Source organism: Candidatus Pelagibacter bacterium nBUS_30, assembly GCF_051201245.1.
Lineage (GTDB): Bacteria > Pseudomonadota > Alphaproteobacteria > Pelagibacterales > Pelagibacteraceae > Pelagibacter.
This window is the reverse complement of sequence record NZ_CP172842.1, coordinates 470,796-487,813: the sequence shown is the minus strand read 5'-3', so window position 1 is coordinate 487,813 and position 17,018 is coordinate 470,796. Positions and strand designations below refer to the sequence as shown.

Here is a 17,018-nt window from a genome sequence, read left to right as displayed (position 1 = left end):
TTTATTTTTTTTCAATTTTTGCAAATCTATCCTTGCAAATAATTGAACAATTATAATTGTTCTTTAAAGAAAATTCATCAATAGCTTTTTTAACGCCAGGTGCATAAGATAAATCATAATCATCACACAAAACAGTTCCATTATTATTAATAACTTCAATTGAACAGTTCAAGTCATTCATGACTGTTGAATAATCGTGTCCACCATCTAAAAAAACAAAATCTATTTTTGACATATCGATTTTTTTTAAAATATTATTAGAGTTACCTTTTATTAACGAAACATTTTTCTTAAATTTTTTTAAAAGATCTTCTATAGCTTCAATACTGTATGGGCTTTGTCGCTTTATATAGTTAAAATAGATTGACTTTAGAGGATTTGAAAACTTTGTATTAGGAATTATTTCATCTTTATTTTCTGAATTTTCTTCAAATAAATCCAAACCTATATACTTGAAATCATTTCCATGAATATTATGAAGTACTTCACAAACATTACGGGCTGTAACACCATGAAAAACACCAATTTCAAGAAAAACTTTTGGTGATTTAGAGATGACTTCATTTAGGAAAAAATCACCTACACCTTTTTGCTTTAAGCTAGTTTTGCGAAAATATTTTTTATATTTCAAGCGTATTAACTAAAGGCTTCTACCCAAGTACCTTGTGTTGATGCCTTAGAATATTCAGTTGCACGACCTTCAAAGAAGTTCATGTGCTCTACAGCATTAAGCATCGTATCCAACCAAGTTAAAGGATTTTTTTGCACATCATAGATAGCTTCTAAACCAAGCTGGTCTAATCTTCTGTTAGCAATAAATCTAATATAATCCTTAACTTCTTGAGCAGTTAAACCTTCCATTGGACCCATTTCAAAAGCAAGATCTATGAATGCATCCTCATGTTCAATAATAGTTCTACAAGCTTCATAAAGTTCTTTTTTTAATTTTGGTGTCCATATTTCAGGATTTTCTTTTATAAATTCTTTAAAGACTCTAATCATAGAATTGCAATGAAGTGTTTCATCTCTAACAGACCAAGTAACAATCTGACCCATTCCCTTCATCTTGTTGTGTCTTGGAAAATTTAAAAGAATTGCAAAACTTGCAAACAACTGAAGACCTTCAGTGAAAGCACTAAAAACTGCAACTGTTTTTGCAATATCTTCTTTAGAATTTACATTAAAACCTTGCATGTAATCATATTTATCTTTCATCTCTTTGTATTTCATGAAAGCAGAATATTCAGACTCAGGCATCCCAATTGTGTCTAGCAAATGAGAGTAAGCTGCTACATGGACAGTCTCCATTGATGCAAAAGCGGTCATCATCATTAAAACTTCAGTAGGTTTAAATACAGTTGTATAATGTCTCAAATAACAGTTGCTAACTTCTACATCAGCTTGAGTAAAAAATCTAAATATTTGAGTTAATAAATTTTTTTCTGATTGAGATAAGTTTTTTTGCCAATCTCTAACATCATCACCTAGTGGCACCTCTTCTGGCAACCAGTGAATTCTTTGTTGGGTTAACCATGCATCATAACACCATGGGTATCTGAAAGGTTTATAAACTGGATTTTCAACTAATAGACCCATTTTTTTTGGTTGAATTATTTCTTTATTTGGTGTTTTAATTTTTTCCGTTACTGGCATGAAAGGCACTCCTCGTATTCTGGTTGTTCGTTTAATTGTTTCTCTTTAGATTTGTATACATTAGCTGTTACATCAGTTGATTTTGCGTCATTAATGTTTTCAGCTCTTTGAATTGATTTTGATCTGCAATAATAAAGGCTTTTTAAGCCTTTTTTCCATGCATCAAAATGAATTCTATGTAATTCTTTTTTATGGACATCTGCTGGTAAAAATAAATTAACTGACTGAGCTTGAGATATAAATGGAGTTCTGTCACCACTTAATTCAATAATCCATTTTTGATCTAACTCAAAAGCAGTTTTGAAAACATCTTTTTCTAAATCAGTTAAAAAATTTAAATGTGATACTGAACCTTGATTTGTTGTAATTGTAGACCAAGTTTCATCATCATTTTTTCCATGACCCTCTAAAATTTCTTCTAAATATCTGTTTCTAACATTGAAAGAACCAGATAATGTTTTGTGAGTATAACTATTAGCAGCTATAGGTTCAACCCCTGGAGAAGCACCGCCACAAATAATTGAAATTGAAGCTGTTGGAGCAATAGCAGTTTTATTAGAAAATCTTTCTTGATATCCATATTCAGCTGCATCCGGACAAGCACCTCTTTCTTCAGCTAAATCTTTAGATGCTTTGTTCACTTGTTCGTCAATTTGTTTAAATATTTTTTTGTTCCAAGATTTTGCCATTACTGACTCAAGAGGAATTCTATTTTTTTGTAAAAAAGAATGAAAACCCATAACACCTAATCCGACACTTCTTTCTCTTTCAGCTGAATATTTTGCATCTTTAAACTGGTCTGGAGCTTTGTTAATGAAATCAGATAAAACGTTATCGAGAAATCTCATTACATCATTAACCATATCTGGATCATCTTTCCATTCATCATACTTTTCTAAATTCAGTGAAGATAAACAGCAAACAGCAGTTCTATCTCTACCATCCTTATCAATTCCAGTAGGTAGAGTTATCTCGCTACATAAATTTGATGTTTTAACAGTTAAGTTAGCAAGTTTATGGTGCTGGGGAATTAGTCTGTTAACAGTATCAATATAAATTATATAAGGTTCTCCTGTTTCAATTCTTGCGGTTAATAATCTAATCCATAAGTTTCTTGCTGAAATAGTTTGCTGAACTGTTCCGTCTGCAGGACTTTTTAATCCCCACTGTTCATCATTTTCCACAGCTCGCATAAATGCATCTGAAACTAAAACACCATGATGTAAATTTAATGCTTTTCTATTTGGGTCACCACCTGTAGGTCTTCTCATCTCTATAAATTCTTCAATTTCAGGATGATCAACTGGAAGATAACAAGCAGCAGAACCTCTTCTTAAAGATCCTTGACTGATTGCCATTGTCAAAGAATCCATAACTTTTATAAAAGGAATTATTCCAGATGTTTTTCCAACCTTACCAATTTTTTCACCAATAGATCTAAGGTTACCCCAATAACTTCCTATGCCACCACCCTTTGCAGCTAGCCAAACATTCTCACTCCAAAGATCAAGAATTCCTCCTAAACTATCCGAAGCTTCATTTAAAAAACACGAAATCGGTAATCCTCTTTTTGTACCACCGTTTGATAAAACAGGTGTCGCTGGCATGAACCAAAGATTACTAATATAGTTGTAAATTCTTTGTGCATGTAAATTATCATCAGCATACGAACTTGCAACACGTGCAAATAAATCTTGAAAAGATTCGTTATGACCTAAGTATCTATCTTTCAATGTTGCTTTACCAAAGTCTGTTAAATTTGCATCTTTGGATCTATCAATCTTAATTATGATACCTTTGTCATTTTGAAAAAGTTCTGTTTCAGTACTTAAAGAAAATAGGTCTGGTCTATTTCCTTTTGATACTTCTTTTACTTCTGGGCTATATTCAGAGACAGCTTTCTTTAGGGCCTGAGATAGAATCTTATTCATATTTAATACTATATTTTGTTATTGTGACGAAAACAACTAGATGTTGTATGCGTTTTATGTTGATATACTATATAAACAATTAATCAACAGAACATTTATAGAACGCGACAAAAAAAATATCAATAAAAAAATTTAAAAAAGAGTAAGTAATTAACAAATGACTGAAAAAATAAAAATAGATCCATATGGTTTTAGAGAATATGACGCTCGTTGGTTGTACGAGAAAGATATTAATAGTCAAGGAATCACGAATCTTGGCAAAGGATTAGGTTCTCAAATAAAAATTCATACTAAAAAAAACAACCCAAGAGTAATAGTTGGTCATGACTATAGATCATATAGTGAGGAAATCAAAAGTGCTCTTAAAAAAGGACTACTCTCTACTGGATGTCATATAGAGGATGTGGGTTTATCATTATCGCCCATGGTTTATTTTGCGCAATTTAATTTAGATGCTGATGCAGTTGCAATGGTTACAGCAAGTCATAATGAAAATGGTTGGACTGGTGTAAAAATGGGAATCAAAAAAGGATTAACTCACGCTCCAGAAGAAATGAAAGAATTAAAAGATATAACTTTAAATGAAAAATTTTCAAATGGAGATGGTAATGAAAAGCAAATAGAAAATTTTCAACAAGTTTATAAAGATGATTTAATAACAGGTAATAAAATTAATAAAAAATTAAAAGCAGTTGTTGCTTGTGGTAACGGTACAGCTGGTATATTTGCTCCAGATATTTTAAGAGGAATTGGTTGTGAAGTTATAGAGCTTGATTGTGAATTGGATTGGACCTTTCCGAAATATAATCCAAATCCAGAAGACTTGGAAATGCTACATGCTATTGCTAAAGCCGTTAAAGACAATAATGCTGATATTGGTTTTGGTTTTGATGGTGATGGAGATAGAGTTGGTGTTATTGATAATAAGGGAAATGAAATATTTTCTGATAAAATAGGATTGTTAATTGCAAGAAACCTTTCAGCTAAACACAAAAATTCAAAGTTTATTGTGGATGTAAAATCAACTGGTTTATATTCAAAAGATAACATTCTACTAGAAAATAATTGTGAAACTATTTATTGGAAAACAGGTCATTCCCATATTAAACGAAAAGTTAATACTGAAAAAGCATTAGCTGGTTTTGAAAAAAGTGGCCATTTCTTTTTTAATCAACCACTGGGTTATGGATATGACGATGGAGTCAATTCGGCAATTCATGTTTGTCATTTATTGGATAATCAAAATAAAAAAATGAGTGAAATCATTAATGAATTACCTAAAACTTATCAAACACCTACAATGGCTCCTTTTTGTAAGGATGAAGAAAAATACCAAGTTGTTGAAGACTTAGTCAAGCAGGTTAAAGAAATAAAAAATAATAAAACTAAGATTGATGATCAAATAATCACTGAAGTACTAACAGTAAATGGTGTAAGATTTTCTTTTGAAGATGGTTCTTGGGGATTAATCAGAGCATCTTCAAATAAACCATCACTAGTGATTGTTACTGAAAGTCCAACATCAGATATTAGGAAGAAAAAAATCTTTGATTTTATTGACAACATGCTCCAGGAAACTGGCAAAGTTGGAGAGTATGATCAAAAAATATAAATTTTTATTAATAATAATCCTATTATTTTCGTCAAAAACACATGCTTTTAGCCCTAAAATTGAACAGGAAATTTATGTTGGGTGTTACGGTAGTTCCAAGCAATACATAGGACCTGAGAAAGCAAAGAGTTACTGCCTCTGCACATTAAAAAAACTTAATGAGAAATACAATGATAACCAAATTAATAAGGTTTTTAAACAAAAACCAGAAAAAATTATTGAAGCCACAAAATTTGCATCATTGTTTTGTGAAAAACAAATTTAATTAAAAACTATTTTTTATCATCATCAATTGTATATGAGTCATTATTATCGATATCTGATTTTTCATATCCAATTTCATTATTGTTAATTTCATTATCTGATTTAGTTGAATCTAGTTCTTGTTTTTCATCTTCTGCATCTTTATAAAAATTTTTGATTAAAGCATCTTCTTTCATTTTTTGTTCTTCATCAAATTTTCTTTCCCATTCTTTCATTCTTAAATCTTCTTCTTTAAGTCTCTCTTCTTCTTCAAATTTTTCTTTACGAATTCTCTCTTCTTCTTCTTCTGTTTTTTTAAGATTTTCTTCTTGAAGAATTAACTCTCTTTCTTTTTCTTTTTCAGCTTTTAATCTAAGCAAACGTTCAGCTTCTATTGATTTAAGTTGATTTTCTTTGTTTCTAAGCTCAGCTTCTCTAGCATTTTGTTCGGCTTCTTCTTTTAATAATTGTCTTTTTAAGTCTTGTTGTCTTTCAAGTTCTAGATTTCTTAATCTCTCCTCTGTTTCTTTTAATCTTTCAGATTCATATTTTAGTTTAGCTGAAGCTTCTCTAATTCTTTGTTCTTCTTCTTTACGTTTTTGTCTTTCAATTGTATTTATTCTTCTGGCTTCTAGTTTTTCTTGTTCTTTTTCTTCTCTCTTTTTTTTAGCTTCAATTTCTTTTAATCTTATTTGCTCGATTTTATATTCTGTTTTTTCTTCTCTAATCCTTTTTCGTTCAAGCATTTTTACACGCTGCTCCTCTTCTTTTAATTTCCTAGCATCTTCTCTTAATTTTTTAGTTTCTTCATCTTTTATTTTTTGTTGTTCAATTTTTAATCTTCGAAGTTCAACTTTTTTTCTTTTTTCTTCATTTTTTGCAATAAGCTTTTCATTATCTTTTATAAGTTTTTCTTTCTGTGCAATCTTTATTTTTTCATCTTTTTCTTGTTGTAATTTTTCTTTTTGGATTAATTTTTTTTCTTCTTGAATAATTTTATGCTTCTCAAGCTCAATTTTTTTTTCTCTTTTAATGTCTTCACGCTCTTTGATTTTTTTATAATCTTGATAAAATTTATTAATTGATTTCTTTGCTTGATTTAATGGGTTTGCTCTTATTAATTTTTTTAAGTCTGTTTTTTTAACAAACTCATCAATATTTAAGAATTTTTCTAATTTAGTAATTTTTTTATGAATTTTCTTATTCATTTAAAAAAGCTATCAACAATAACCAGGTTCTAATACCTAGATGATGGTTAATTTAGGTTTTTTAAAACCAAAAAATACAGATATAATTGTGTATATTTCAAAAATACACTTTTTACGTGTTTAATATTTTTTAAAGAATCGATTACTTTATAACTGAGGTGATGGAGGGAGACTGAAGTCACCTCTTTTTATTTAAAAGCTGTTCTAATTTTATTTAAAACATCTTTTAAGTTTTTTGCTGAATATTTTTTCCCTTTAACAACCCATACAGATAATGGCCATGAACTATCAGTTTTTTTTCTAGAGATAATATGGATATGTAATTGTGGAACTATATTACCTATTTTTTCTATATTAAGTTTTGATGTTTTAAATAGTTTCTTCATAAGCCTACTTACCAAAACAATTTCCTTCATAAGTAATATCTGATCTTTAGAATTAAGTTCACTGATATCTGTTACATTTTTTCTCTTAGGTATTAATATCAACCATGGAAATTTAGAATTATCATGAAGTCTTATAGAGCATAATTTTAGTTCAATTATATAATGAGAGGATTTTAAGAATTTCTTATTAATTCGATACATAAGATTATTTAATTAAATTTTTAATCTTTAATCTTTGAATTTTTCCTGAAGATCCTTTTGGAAGTTCATCAAAAAAAAATATATTTTCTGGTGATTTAAATTTACCTAAAATTTTTGAACAATGATTAATCAAATCTATTTCAGTTAATGAGTTTTTATTTTTCAACACAACACCTGCTTTTACAGTTTCACCATAATGACTACATTCATCACCAAATGCTGCTGCTTCGAGTACATCGGGATGTTGATACAAAACATCATCAATTTCTCTTGGTGAAATATTTTCACCTCCTTTAATTATAAGTTCTTTAATTCTACCTTTTACAAAGACAAAATCTTCAGAGTCCATTAAACCTAAATCACCCGTTAAAAGCCAATTATTGTAAAAACTTTTTTTTGTTTCGTTGGGATTTTTATAATATTCTTTCATCACATTTTTACCTCTTACACAAATTTGACCGATTGTATTTCTTTCAACTTCATTAAATTCATTATCAAAAATTTTAACTTCGTTTCCATAAGGTATACCAGGTGAGCCGTATTTAATAGGATTGGGAGAAGGCGGATTAGACAAAATAGGAGCACACGTTTCTGTCAGACCCATTGTTTCAATCATCTTTATCTTAAATTTTTCTTCAAAATTCTTATGTGTTTCTGGGGCTAATGCTGCCGATGCACTTCTACCAAATCTTACAAGTGATGTATCCAATGATTTAAATTCAGCTTCTGAATATTTATTTAATAATGAAGAAACTATAGTTGGTACTATGCTAAACCAAGTACATTTAAATTCTTCAATGTGTTTCCAAAAATTTGTAGCAGAAAACTTTTCAGATAAAACTAATGAGCTTTGACTTACTAATGGTCCCATTACTGTAACTATTAAGCCATTAATGTGATATAATGGAAGAACGCATAATGCCTTGTCGGTAGTAATTAATTTATGTGATATTAAAACGTTTTTACCTCCATTTAAAACATTGTCATGAGTGAGCATTACACCTTTGGGTTTTCCAGTTGTACCCGATGTATACATTAACAAAGCATTGTTAGATTTATTAAGATTATCTAATTCTATTTTTTCATCATTTAATTCATCTATGAAATTATCTTTATCAATTTCTATAAGCTCAACTTCACTTCTAGACTTTTTGATTATTCTTTGTGCTAAACTTAAATTTGATTTAGTTGAAAGTAATAGCTTAGATTCAGAATGCTCAATGATGTAAGCTAGCTGTTCCTCTCCTGCCACTAAATTGAGAGGAACTTGTATCATTCCAGAATACATAATTCCTAACATGAGTTGAATTCCACTTAGTGAATTTTCTGTCAGTGTACAAATAAGTGAATTTTTCTTCTGTTTTTTTTCAACAGATAAATAATAATTTATCTTATCTAAATTTATTTTAAGGTTTTTATTTGTTATTTTTTTTTGAGTATTTGGGCAAGTAATAAAATCTAAATTTGGATTATTTTCTGAATTAAAGTTTATAAAATCTCTTACTGTGCCTAATTCCATTCAACTATACTAAATTTTTTAATTCTTTGGGGTCATTTTTTTCACAGTAATCTTTAAAATACTCTTTAAGTTCAGCTTCCTTACCCGAGATTAAATTAGATATTTTAGTTATATTTAAAAAATGTTTGTAATTTAAATTATTATCAATTGTATTTTTTTGCCAAGTTCCACAACCCATTGATAGAGAAAAAGGTAGACCATTAGTAAAACTTCCGCCTGTAGCAAATGTATGTGCTTGATTAACAATCACTCTGCACACAGATAAATCTAATCCTAATTCAATTACTCTTTCATCTTTTTTGGTATGTACACCAACGGAATGGCCTATGCCCTGATAATTTAGAATTTTTTTGGCTAATTCCTTAGCTTCATTAAAGTTTTTGACTTTATATACGGTCAACACTGGTGATAATTTTTCACCTGAAAAAGGGTAGTCTAATCCAACTCCATCTTCTTCAACCATTAATATTTGAACATTTTTATCTACTTTAAGATTTAACTCATTTGCAATAAATTTTGCTGATTTTGCAATTATTTTTCTATTTAGCTTTCCATCAATCCATAAATTTTTCTGTAAAACCTCTTTTTGATTTTTATTGAGTAAAACTGCATTTTCTTTTGATAATAAGTTGATTGCTTTTTCATAGATATCTTCAATTAAAATCAAATTATTTTCTGATGAACAGCTTGTGGCATTGTCGAATGTTTTTGACATTTTTATTTTTTTAAAAGCGTCTACTAAATCAGCTGTTTCATCAACAATTGATGTTACATTTCCCTGTCCAACACCAATTGCTTTAGTGCCAGATTTTGCAGCTTCCCTAACATTATTTAATGAGCCGGTTACAATAACTAAATCAACATTTTTCATTAGCTCATTAGTTAACTCTTTTGTGACATCACAATCAAAAGTTTGAATTAAATTTTCAGGAGCACTAATTTTTTTTAACTCATTATTAATTAATATTAATAAATCCCTAAAAACCTTAGATCCAGCTGGTGATGGAGAAACTATAATCGAATTTCTTCCTTTCAAGGCATTAATGATATTGTTTATTGGAGTTGCTGCTGGATTGGTTGACGGTGTAACAGCTGCAACAATTCCAACTGGTTTTGCTATTTCAATAATTCCTTTTTTCTTGTTTTCATTAATCACTCCTACAGTTTTGATATTTTTTAGGTCTCTTAAGAGTCCAAGTGTTTTTCTTTTATTCTTTAAAATTTTATCTTCTGGATTTCCAAGGCCAGTTTCACTCACAGCTAAATTTGATATTTTTTTGTTATTCGATGGCTTACATAATGCCCAAGCAACTGCAGTAACAACTTCGTCAACTTGATTTTGATTATAATTTTCAAAAATAGATTGAGCTTTTTTTGCTTTAAGAACTAATGATTGAACTATTTCTAAAGAAGACTTGTTATTCATAATTTTTTACTAAGTTTTAGAAGTTTCGCCTTAAAATATTAAGGCGAAACTTAATTGATATAGTAATAATTACTATTAAGGTTTTAGTCCAGCAAGAAGTTTTGTTAAGCTTACTTTTCTAGCTTTCCACATTTCTTGTACTTCAGCTCTGCTCATAATTCTAACAGGTGAACCACCTTTTTTCATTTGTTTCAAAGTTTTTTTATCATTAAACATTAAAGGAACTTTAGCTGCTAAATATTCAATAATTTCTGGTGAAGTTCCTTTAGGAGCCATGATGCCTCTAAAGTTTACACTAGAATTATCAACATCAAGACCTTCTTCTTTTAATGTTGGAACATTTGGTAAAAATGTTTTTTCTCTTTGAAGATCGGCAATTGCTAAAATTTTAATATCATTCTGACTTCTGAAAGCATCTGAAAGATTATTAAAACCAGCCATTACTTGACCGCCTTTAACAGCTGCTAATGCAGGAACACCTCCTGTATGAGGAACATAAGTTAACTTTGCTCCACTAGCTTTTTGAAATTGTAAAAAAGCTATATGATGACCAACAAATTTTCCAGCACCTGAAAAAGTAACTTTACCTGGATTCGCTTTTGCAAATTTAACCATATCACCAACTGAATTGAATTGACTGTCTTTACTGACAATCAAAACCGCTGGATCTGCTCCCCAGTTCGCTATAGGTTCCAAGTTATCTATGTTGTATTTTGTATCATCAAATACTATTGATTGAGATACAAAATGTGGGATGTTGTAAGCAGCTAAATCATATCCATCTTTTCTAGCTTTAGATGCAAACCAATTCCATCCTACTTTTCCACCAGCCCCAGGTTTATTAACAATAACTATTGGCTGTCCTAAATAATCTTTCTTAGGATGAGCCGCCATCATTGTTACTAGTCTTGCTTGAAAATCAGTAGCACCACCTGGGTTATAAGCTACCATTACACTTATCGGTCTATCAGGATAATCAGCTGCTTTAGCAATTGATCCAAATGAAAGAAGCGATAAGATTATTGTGATATATAAAAAAAATTTTTTTATATTCATATCTACCTCCTCTGTTAATAAAAATTAGATCACAATAAAATTGGTATGACCATTATTTTTTTTAGTTATATTTTTTAATTATATTTAAGATATGTAAAATTACTTGTCTTAAAGCTATCTTATTTAAAATACTACTTATGATTGTATTTTTAATTAAATATTTCTAAAAAAGAAAAAATCTAGGTACTTGAACTTTAAGCATAATAGAAAAAAGGAAATAAATAAATAACATGAATATAGTTGTTATAATTATTGTTTGAATTATTTTTTTAATATTTTTATTTTCTGAATAGTAGTAACTATTTATAAAAAACAATAATATAGCTAAAAGATAAAACCCAATAGTTTCGCTGATAAAAATAAATATAATTAAAGAAAATAAATAAACTGATAGTTTTTTAATATCAATCTCTGCAACTGATAAAGTTTTATTTAAAAAATAAAAAATTAATGAAAAAGAAGATAAGATTATCATTACAGATGTTATTAATTTTGGAAATAAATATGCTTCAGATGTATTTTCTGAACCGCCAGTGAACGAGGCAAATGCTAATAAAATTGAGATAAATAATATACAAATCAAAGATATTAAATTATTTATCTTAAGCATTTTTTCTCTTCATTTCTGAAACAATTCCATAAACTATAGAAATTATACATAATGTTATTATTGTTAAATTTAAATATCCTGATGTTAAATATCTAAAAATACCCTCTTGTGTATCTGCAATTATTTTTGCTTGACTAAAATTAGTTTCAGCAATTGGTCCTAATATTAAACCTAAAACTATCGGTGCAGCTGTAAAACCAAATTTTGATAAAAAAAACATTGAAACACCTAAAAACAACATAACAATCACATCCGCAAAGTTATGTTGGACACTATAGGTTCCAAAGATAGCAAGTATCGTTATAGCTGCAGCCATATAATTTGTTGGAGTTTTAATTACATATTTTGCTAAACCGCTAATATATAATCCAAAAATCAACATCATAAATTGTGCAACTAATAATGAATTAATAAAAGTCCATGTTGTTTCAGCATAAATTGTAAAAAGATTTGGTCCTGGAAACATTCCATGTATTAATAAGCCTCCCAACAAAACAGCTGCTGTTGGACTTCCTGGAACCCCGAGTGTAAGTAAAGGAACTAAAGATGGGCCAACCATAGCATTGTTTGCAGACTCAGCGGCAATAATTCCATCAGGTTCTCCTTTTCCAAAATTTTCTTTATTTTTACTTAATTTTTTAATTTGATCGTAAGATACAAGTCCTGCTATCTGTCCTCCTGCACCAGGGATTAAACCAATTATAACTCCAGATACGCTTCCAACTACTAATGCTTTAATTCTTGAAAGATTGTAAATAATAGACTGAACTATACTTTTTTTTTCCATTTGAAATTGATCAGAGTCTAATTGTTTTTTTTCAATCATTGATAAGACTTGAGGGATAGCAAACAAACCAACCAAAGCAGCAATAATATTTATGCCTCCTGAAAAAATTGGATTAAAAACAAATCTTTCAACACCTAACACAGAGTCATACCCTATAGTTGCCAACCATAAACCGATGGCTCCAGAAAAAAGTCCTTTAATTATTGAATTAGAATCTAGTGTTGCAATTACAGTAACGCCAAAAATTGCTATCCAAAACATATGTGATGGACCAAACTTAAGAGCAAAATTTGCTAATATAGGAGTAAAAAAAATTAAAATAATAATTCCTATTACGCCGCCAATGAATGAACTGATAAAACAATAATGTAGAGCTTCTTTTGATTTACCACTTTTTGCCATTGGATAGCCATCCATAACTGTTGCGATGTTTGCAGGAGCACCAGGTATTTTTAATAATATTGCACTAATTGCTCCACCAGCAACAGTAGCTGTATAAACCGCACCAAGCATAATTAAACCTTGGTCAGGACTCATTTTAAAAGTGAAAGGAATTAATAAAGCAACTGCCATTGTAGGACTCAATCCAGGAGCAGCTCCCATTAAAAGTCCACCAATAGTTCCTAAAACTAAAATTAATAAATTTTCAAATATGAAAACGTTAGAAAAATATCCTATAAACTCCATAATGTTAAAATTTAAGTCTAACTAAATTTTAATCAAAAAGTCTATAAAAGAATTAAAGTTTAAATCGTAAAATATTCGTATAAAAATTTACAAGCTACCACAAACAATAAAAGTCCAAAATATTTACTTATTTTTTGTTTATCGATTTTATGAACTGTCCGAGCACCGATTCTAGCCATAAAAGTTGTAATAGGAATGAAGATTAAAAAAGTAGGTATATTTAGAAAACCAACACTAAGAGGTAAATTGGTCTTTAAATAGGTACCACTTATGACAAAACCAATAGCACCAAATAATGCAATAAAAAAACCGATTGCTGCAGCTGTCCCGATAGCTCTATTAATTGAATAGCCAAAAAACTTAAATATTGGTACATTCATAACTGCTCCTCCAATACCCATGGGCGCAGAAATAAATCCAGAAATTAAGCCAAAAATAATTTTATATTTCTGCTTAATCGAAATTGCTATTATGGTTTCTTTTTCTTTCAAAAATAATAAATACAAACTTAACAAAAAAAGTACTAATGAAAAAAATAAAACCATATTTTTAGTATCTAAAAAAACTGCAAAAATTGTACCCAATGAAACACCTATCACTGTAAATAAACCGTAAGTTTTAACCAAATTAGTATCAACAGCTCCAAGTTTATAATGAGTCATTACAGAAACAAAAGAAGTTGGAATAATAATACCAAAAGAAGTTCCAACAGCCAGGTGCATAATATAATTTGTATCAATATTTAAGCTTTCAAAAACATAAAATAAGAATGGAACCATTACCAATCCTCCACCGATACCAAACAGACCAGCTATAAAACCAACAGGTATGGCTGTTAATGCCATCAATAAAATAAAATAACTATATTCGTTTGTTAAAATTGAATTAAGCAGATTGGCCTACACTTGTGTCAACATTGTTATACCTAATCTTATCCATTATGTGATCAATTTTTTGAACATCTGCATCTCTCACGCACATATTCTCACTTAAGTATCTTTTCCAGTAACTAGCGCCTGTTTGTCCATGAAATAAACCAAGAGTATGTCTCATTATTTGATTTAGTCTAGTTCCCTTCTTTAATTCATCTTTTACATAGGGAATTAACTGTTCAATAACATCTTGTCTGCTTGGAATATTTTCATTATTGAAAATTTCTTTTTCAATCTCTGCCAACATGTAAGGTGTGTGATATGCAGCTCTACCAATCATAACACCATCTGTTTTTTGAAGTAATGGCTTTATTTGATCAACAGATGTTATTCCTCCATTAATAATTATTTCTTCATTTGGAAAATCTTCCTTTAATTTGTAGACGTATTCATATTTTAAAGGAGGGATGTTTAAATTTTGTTTAGGAGTAAATTTTCCCAACATTGCTTTTCTAGCATGAATAATAAATGTTTTAACCCCAGTTGATTTTAAAGTTGAAATAAAATTATGAAGATTTTCATAATCCTCAACGTCATCGTATCCAATTCTAGTTTTGATAGTTACTGGTAAATTTGTTGAAGCTTGCATTTTACTAAGGCAATCTGCAACTAAGTTTGGTTCTTTCATCAAACAAGCACCAAACTTACCTTTTTCAACTTTTTTACTTGGGCAACCTAAATTTAAATTTATTTCATCATAGCCAAAATCTTCACCTATTTTCGAAGCTTCGGATAAAAGTTTTGGAGATGATCCTCCTAATTGAAGTGCAACAGGTTTTTCATTAATATTAAATCTGAGTAATTTTTTTTTATCGCCTCTATTGATTGCCTCATCAACAACCATCTCTGTATAGAGAAGTGTGTTTTTAGAAATTAATCTAAGAAAAAATCGCTCATGACGATCTGTGCAATCCATCATAGGAGCAACTGATACTTTCCTATTCATGATTTAACTTTATATGATTTTATTATGAGTTTGAAGCGTCTGAATCTTCTGTAATTGCTTCTGCTTCTTGGTTTTCTTGTTCTGAAACTTCATCTAAAGAAACTTCACCTTGCTCATTCATAGTTTCTTCATTTGTTGAAGGATCAACGTCTGGCTTAGCTGTTTCTGATAATTCAGCTAAATCTTCTTGGGATACTTGAATTTTTTCTGGAGTTTTTCTTGCTCTCTTAGATGGTAAAATTGGTGTTCCACTTTTTGAGATTTCACCTTTATACATGCTTTCAAAATCATCACCTACTTCTTCATCATCTTCAGAACCATCATCAACTTGCTCAACATGTTTTCTAAGTTTGTAGACAGCACTTTCGGTTAAGTCTGCTACTTTAATTTTTTCTTCTGCAATTTCTCTTAATGAAATAACTGTATTTTTGTCGTTATCTCTATCTAAAGTTGGTTCAATACCTGAGTTTAATTGTGTAGCTCTTTCTTTAGCAACAAGTACTAATTCATAAGGGCTATCTACTTTATCTATACAGTCTTCTACGGTAACTCTTGCCATGGGCGATTATTTATACCCGAGACCTTAAAAATGCAAGTTTTTTCTAAATTATTACTGGATTAAGCTTTTTTCTAACAAGAAACAGAAGGATTAAAGAAATAAATATATATGTGCCTGATACAGTAGCAATATCTCCCACAGTAAAACCCACATCTATTAAATACCCAAACAAAGCTGTACCAAAAGCTGTAGCAAATACCATTAATGCCGTTGTAAGAGCTTTAATTGATCCAAGGTATTTTACTCCATATAATTCGGCCCAAGTAGAAGATCCTAGTATATTTGCAAATCCATTTGAAATTCCAACAAGTCCCAGAAACACAAATGCAGTGATAGGCGTGTCAAAAAAGAATAAAACAATCACAGAAAGTAAAAGTGGAATATTCATGTAAATTAAAAGTTTTCTACTTGTGAATTTATCAATTAAAAAACCTGATAAAAATAAAGTTAATACAGAAAAAATAGAATAAGACATAAAAGATTGAGCAATTACATAAGGACCCCATCCTTTTGAGGTTTGCACAAAAGATTGAAACACAGCAAACCCAGTAAAAATCCATGGCATAGCTAACATATTAAGACTAATAATATAAAATCTATAATCTTTTATTACTTCTCTTCTCTTCCATTGTTTTATTTCAATCTCTTCAATATTTTCATCATTGCTTTCTCTAGAGTCTAAATTTAAATTTTTAATTAATAAAAAAGATGCAATAGGTAAAACAATTAAAACTGTTACTGAAAATATAAGCCAAAGATTTTGCCAATCTAAAAATGTTAATAGATATACCATTAAAACAGGCATAATAAATTCTGCAGACGAAAGACCAAACCAACTAATGCTTAAAGCTCTACCTCTAGTTCGAGTAAAGTATCTAGAAATTGTTGTTGATGCTGTGTGAGACATCATTCCTTGCCCAGAAAATCTCATCAAAAAGATTGCAATAAAAAGCAACAAAACTGAAGACACTTTTGAAAAGAAAAAACATGCAAAGGATAAAAGAATAGTTACAAAAAAAGCAAATTTAAAAATATTTACATCATCTATTTTCTTTCCAACCCAAATTAATAAAAGACTACTGCACAAAGTAGCAGATGCATAAATTGAGCCAAATTGTCCATGGGTAATAGATAGTGCGTCTCTAATACTAGAATTAAATAGCCCTAAAAAATAACTCTGTCCAAAGCTAGAAAAAAATGTAAAAATAAATCCAAATAGAATTACTTTAAACTTCAAACTATTAAACATAGGAAATAAAAAT

Annotated in this window: 16 protein-coding genes; 2 read left to right on the top strand and 14 right to left on the bottom strand. The window is 29.5% G+C overall.

Going from position 1 to position 17,018, the window contains the following annotated elements; all coding sequences use genetic code 11:
* Window position 1 precedes the first annotated feature (1 nt).
* The 3 genes from ACIJYE_RS02570 to ACIJYE_RS02560 are packed head-to-tail and all read right to left on the bottom strand — an operon-like array spanning window position 2 to window position 3,584.
* Window positions 2–631 (bottom strand): class I SAM-dependent methyltransferase, encoded by a 630-nt coding sequence (locus ACIJYE_RS02570; RefSeq protein ID WP_435090997.1) that lies wholly within the window; start codon window positions 629–631, stop codon window positions 2–4.
* A gap of 5 nt (window positions 632–636) precedes the next feature.
* A complete protein-coding gene (locus ACIJYE_RS02565) occupies window positions 637–1,653 on the bottom strand; it encodes a ribonucleotide-diphosphate reductase subunit beta (protein WP_435090996.1) in 1,017 nt (338 codons plus the stop codon).
* The gene (locus tag ACIJYE_RS02560; protein WP_435090995.1) at window positions 1,644–3,584 is read right to left on the bottom strand and encodes a ribonucleoside-diphosphate reductase subunit alpha; all 1,941 of its coding nucleotides are present in this window, start codon (window positions 3,582–3,584) and stop codon (window positions 1,644–1,646) included. The genes ACIJYE_RS02565 and ACIJYE_RS02560 overlap by 10 nt, the downstream gene beginning before the upstream one ends.
* 157 nt (window positions 3,585–3,741) lie before the next feature.
* Here ACIJYE_RS02560 and ACIJYE_RS02555 point away from each other — a divergent pair, with 157 nt between their 5' ends.
* Both ACIJYE_RS02555 and ACIJYE_RS02550 read left to right on the top strand, forming a co-directional pair.
* Entirely contained in the window at window positions 3,742–5,196 is a 1,455-nt protein-coding gene (locus tag ACIJYE_RS02555; RefSeq protein ID WP_435090993.1) for a phosphomannomutase/phosphoglucomutase, read from the top strand.
* Window positions 5,180–5,461, top strand: coding sequence for a hypothetical protein (locus ACIJYE_RS02550; protein WP_435090992.1), 282 nt, complete (start codon window positions 5,180–5,182; stop codon window positions 5,459–5,461). Before ACIJYE_RS02555 ends, ACIJYE_RS02550 begins: the two co-directional genes overlap by 17 nt.
* 7 nt (window positions 5,462–5,468) lie before the next feature.
* Here the strand turns inward: ACIJYE_RS02550 and ACIJYE_RS02545 are convergent, their stop codons facing one another.
* From ACIJYE_RS02545 to ACIJYE_RS02495, 11 genes are all read right to left on the bottom strand, one after another.
* Window positions 5,469–6,647: a hypothetical protein gene (locus ACIJYE_RS02545; RefSeq protein ID WP_435090990.1), complete on the bottom strand. Its 1,179-nt coding sequence runs from the start codon at window positions 6,645–6,647 to the stop codon at window positions 5,469–5,471.
* A 188-nt stretch (window positions 6,648–6,835) separates the two neighbouring features.
* Entirely contained in the window at window positions 6,836–7,234 is a 399-nt protein-coding gene (locus ACIJYE_RS02540; RefSeq protein ID WP_435090988.1) for an HIT domain-containing protein, read from the bottom strand.
* Between the two features lie 4 nt (window positions 7,235–7,238).
* A complete protein-coding gene (locus tag ACIJYE_RS02535; protein WP_435090987.1) occupies window positions 7,239–8,753 on the bottom strand; it encodes an AMP-binding protein in 1,515 nt (504 codons plus the stop codon).
* A 4-nt stretch (window positions 8,754–8,757) separates the two neighbouring features.
* A complete protein-coding gene (gene sauS, locus ACIJYE_RS02530) occupies window positions 8,758–10,179 on the bottom strand; it encodes an acylating sulfoacetaldehyde dehydrogenase (protein WP_435090985.1) in 1,422 nt (473 codons plus the stop codon).
* Between the two features lie 75 nt (window positions 10,180–10,254).
* Window positions 10,255–11,235, bottom strand: coding sequence for a Bug family tripartite tricarboxylate transporter substrate binding protein (locus ACIJYE_RS02525; RefSeq protein ID WP_435090984.1), 981 nt, complete (start codon window positions 11,233–11,235; stop codon window positions 10,255–10,257).
* A gap of 163 nt (window positions 11,236–11,398) precedes the next feature.
* On the bottom strand, window positions 11,399–11,845 hold the full coding sequence (locus ACIJYE_RS02520; RefSeq protein WP_435090982.1) for a tripartite tricarboxylate transporter TctB family protein: 447 nt from the start codon (window positions 11,843–11,845) through the stop codon (window positions 11,399–11,401).
* A complete protein-coding gene (locus tag ACIJYE_RS02515) occupies window positions 11,838–13,319 on the bottom strand; it encodes a tripartite tricarboxylate transporter permease (protein WP_435088884.1) in 1,482 nt (493 codons plus the stop codon). The genes ACIJYE_RS02520 and ACIJYE_RS02515 overlap by 8 nt, the downstream gene beginning before the upstream one ends.
* A 59-nt stretch (window positions 13,320–13,378) precedes the next feature.
* Complete coding sequence (locus ACIJYE_RS02510) at window positions 13,379–14,164, bottom strand: sulfite exporter TauE/SafE family protein (RefSeq protein ID WP_435090981.1); 786 nt, start codon at window positions 14,162–14,164, stop codon at window positions 13,379–13,381.
* Between the two features lie 40 nt (window positions 14,165–14,204).
* Complete coding sequence (dusA, locus tag ACIJYE_RS02505; protein WP_435090980.1) at window positions 14,205–15,197, bottom strand: tRNA dihydrouridine(20/20a) synthase DusA; 993 nt, start codon at window positions 15,195–15,197, stop codon at window positions 14,205–14,207.
* Window positions 15,198–15,219: 22 nt separating this feature from the next.
* Window positions 15,220–15,756 carry a DNA-directed RNA polymerase subunit omega gene (rpoZ, locus tag ACIJYE_RS02500; RefSeq protein ID WP_435090979.1) on the bottom strand — a complete coding sequence of 179 codons (537 nt, stop codon included), beginning with the start codon at window positions 15,754–15,756 and terminating at the stop codon, window positions 15,220–15,222.
* Window positions 15,757–15,799: 43 nt separating this feature from the next.
* Complete coding sequence (locus ACIJYE_RS02495) at window positions 15,800–17,005, bottom strand: MFS transporter (RefSeq protein WP_435090978.1); 1,206 nt, start codon at window positions 17,003–17,005, stop codon at window positions 15,800–15,802.
* Window positions 17,006–17,018: the final 13 nt, after the last annotated feature.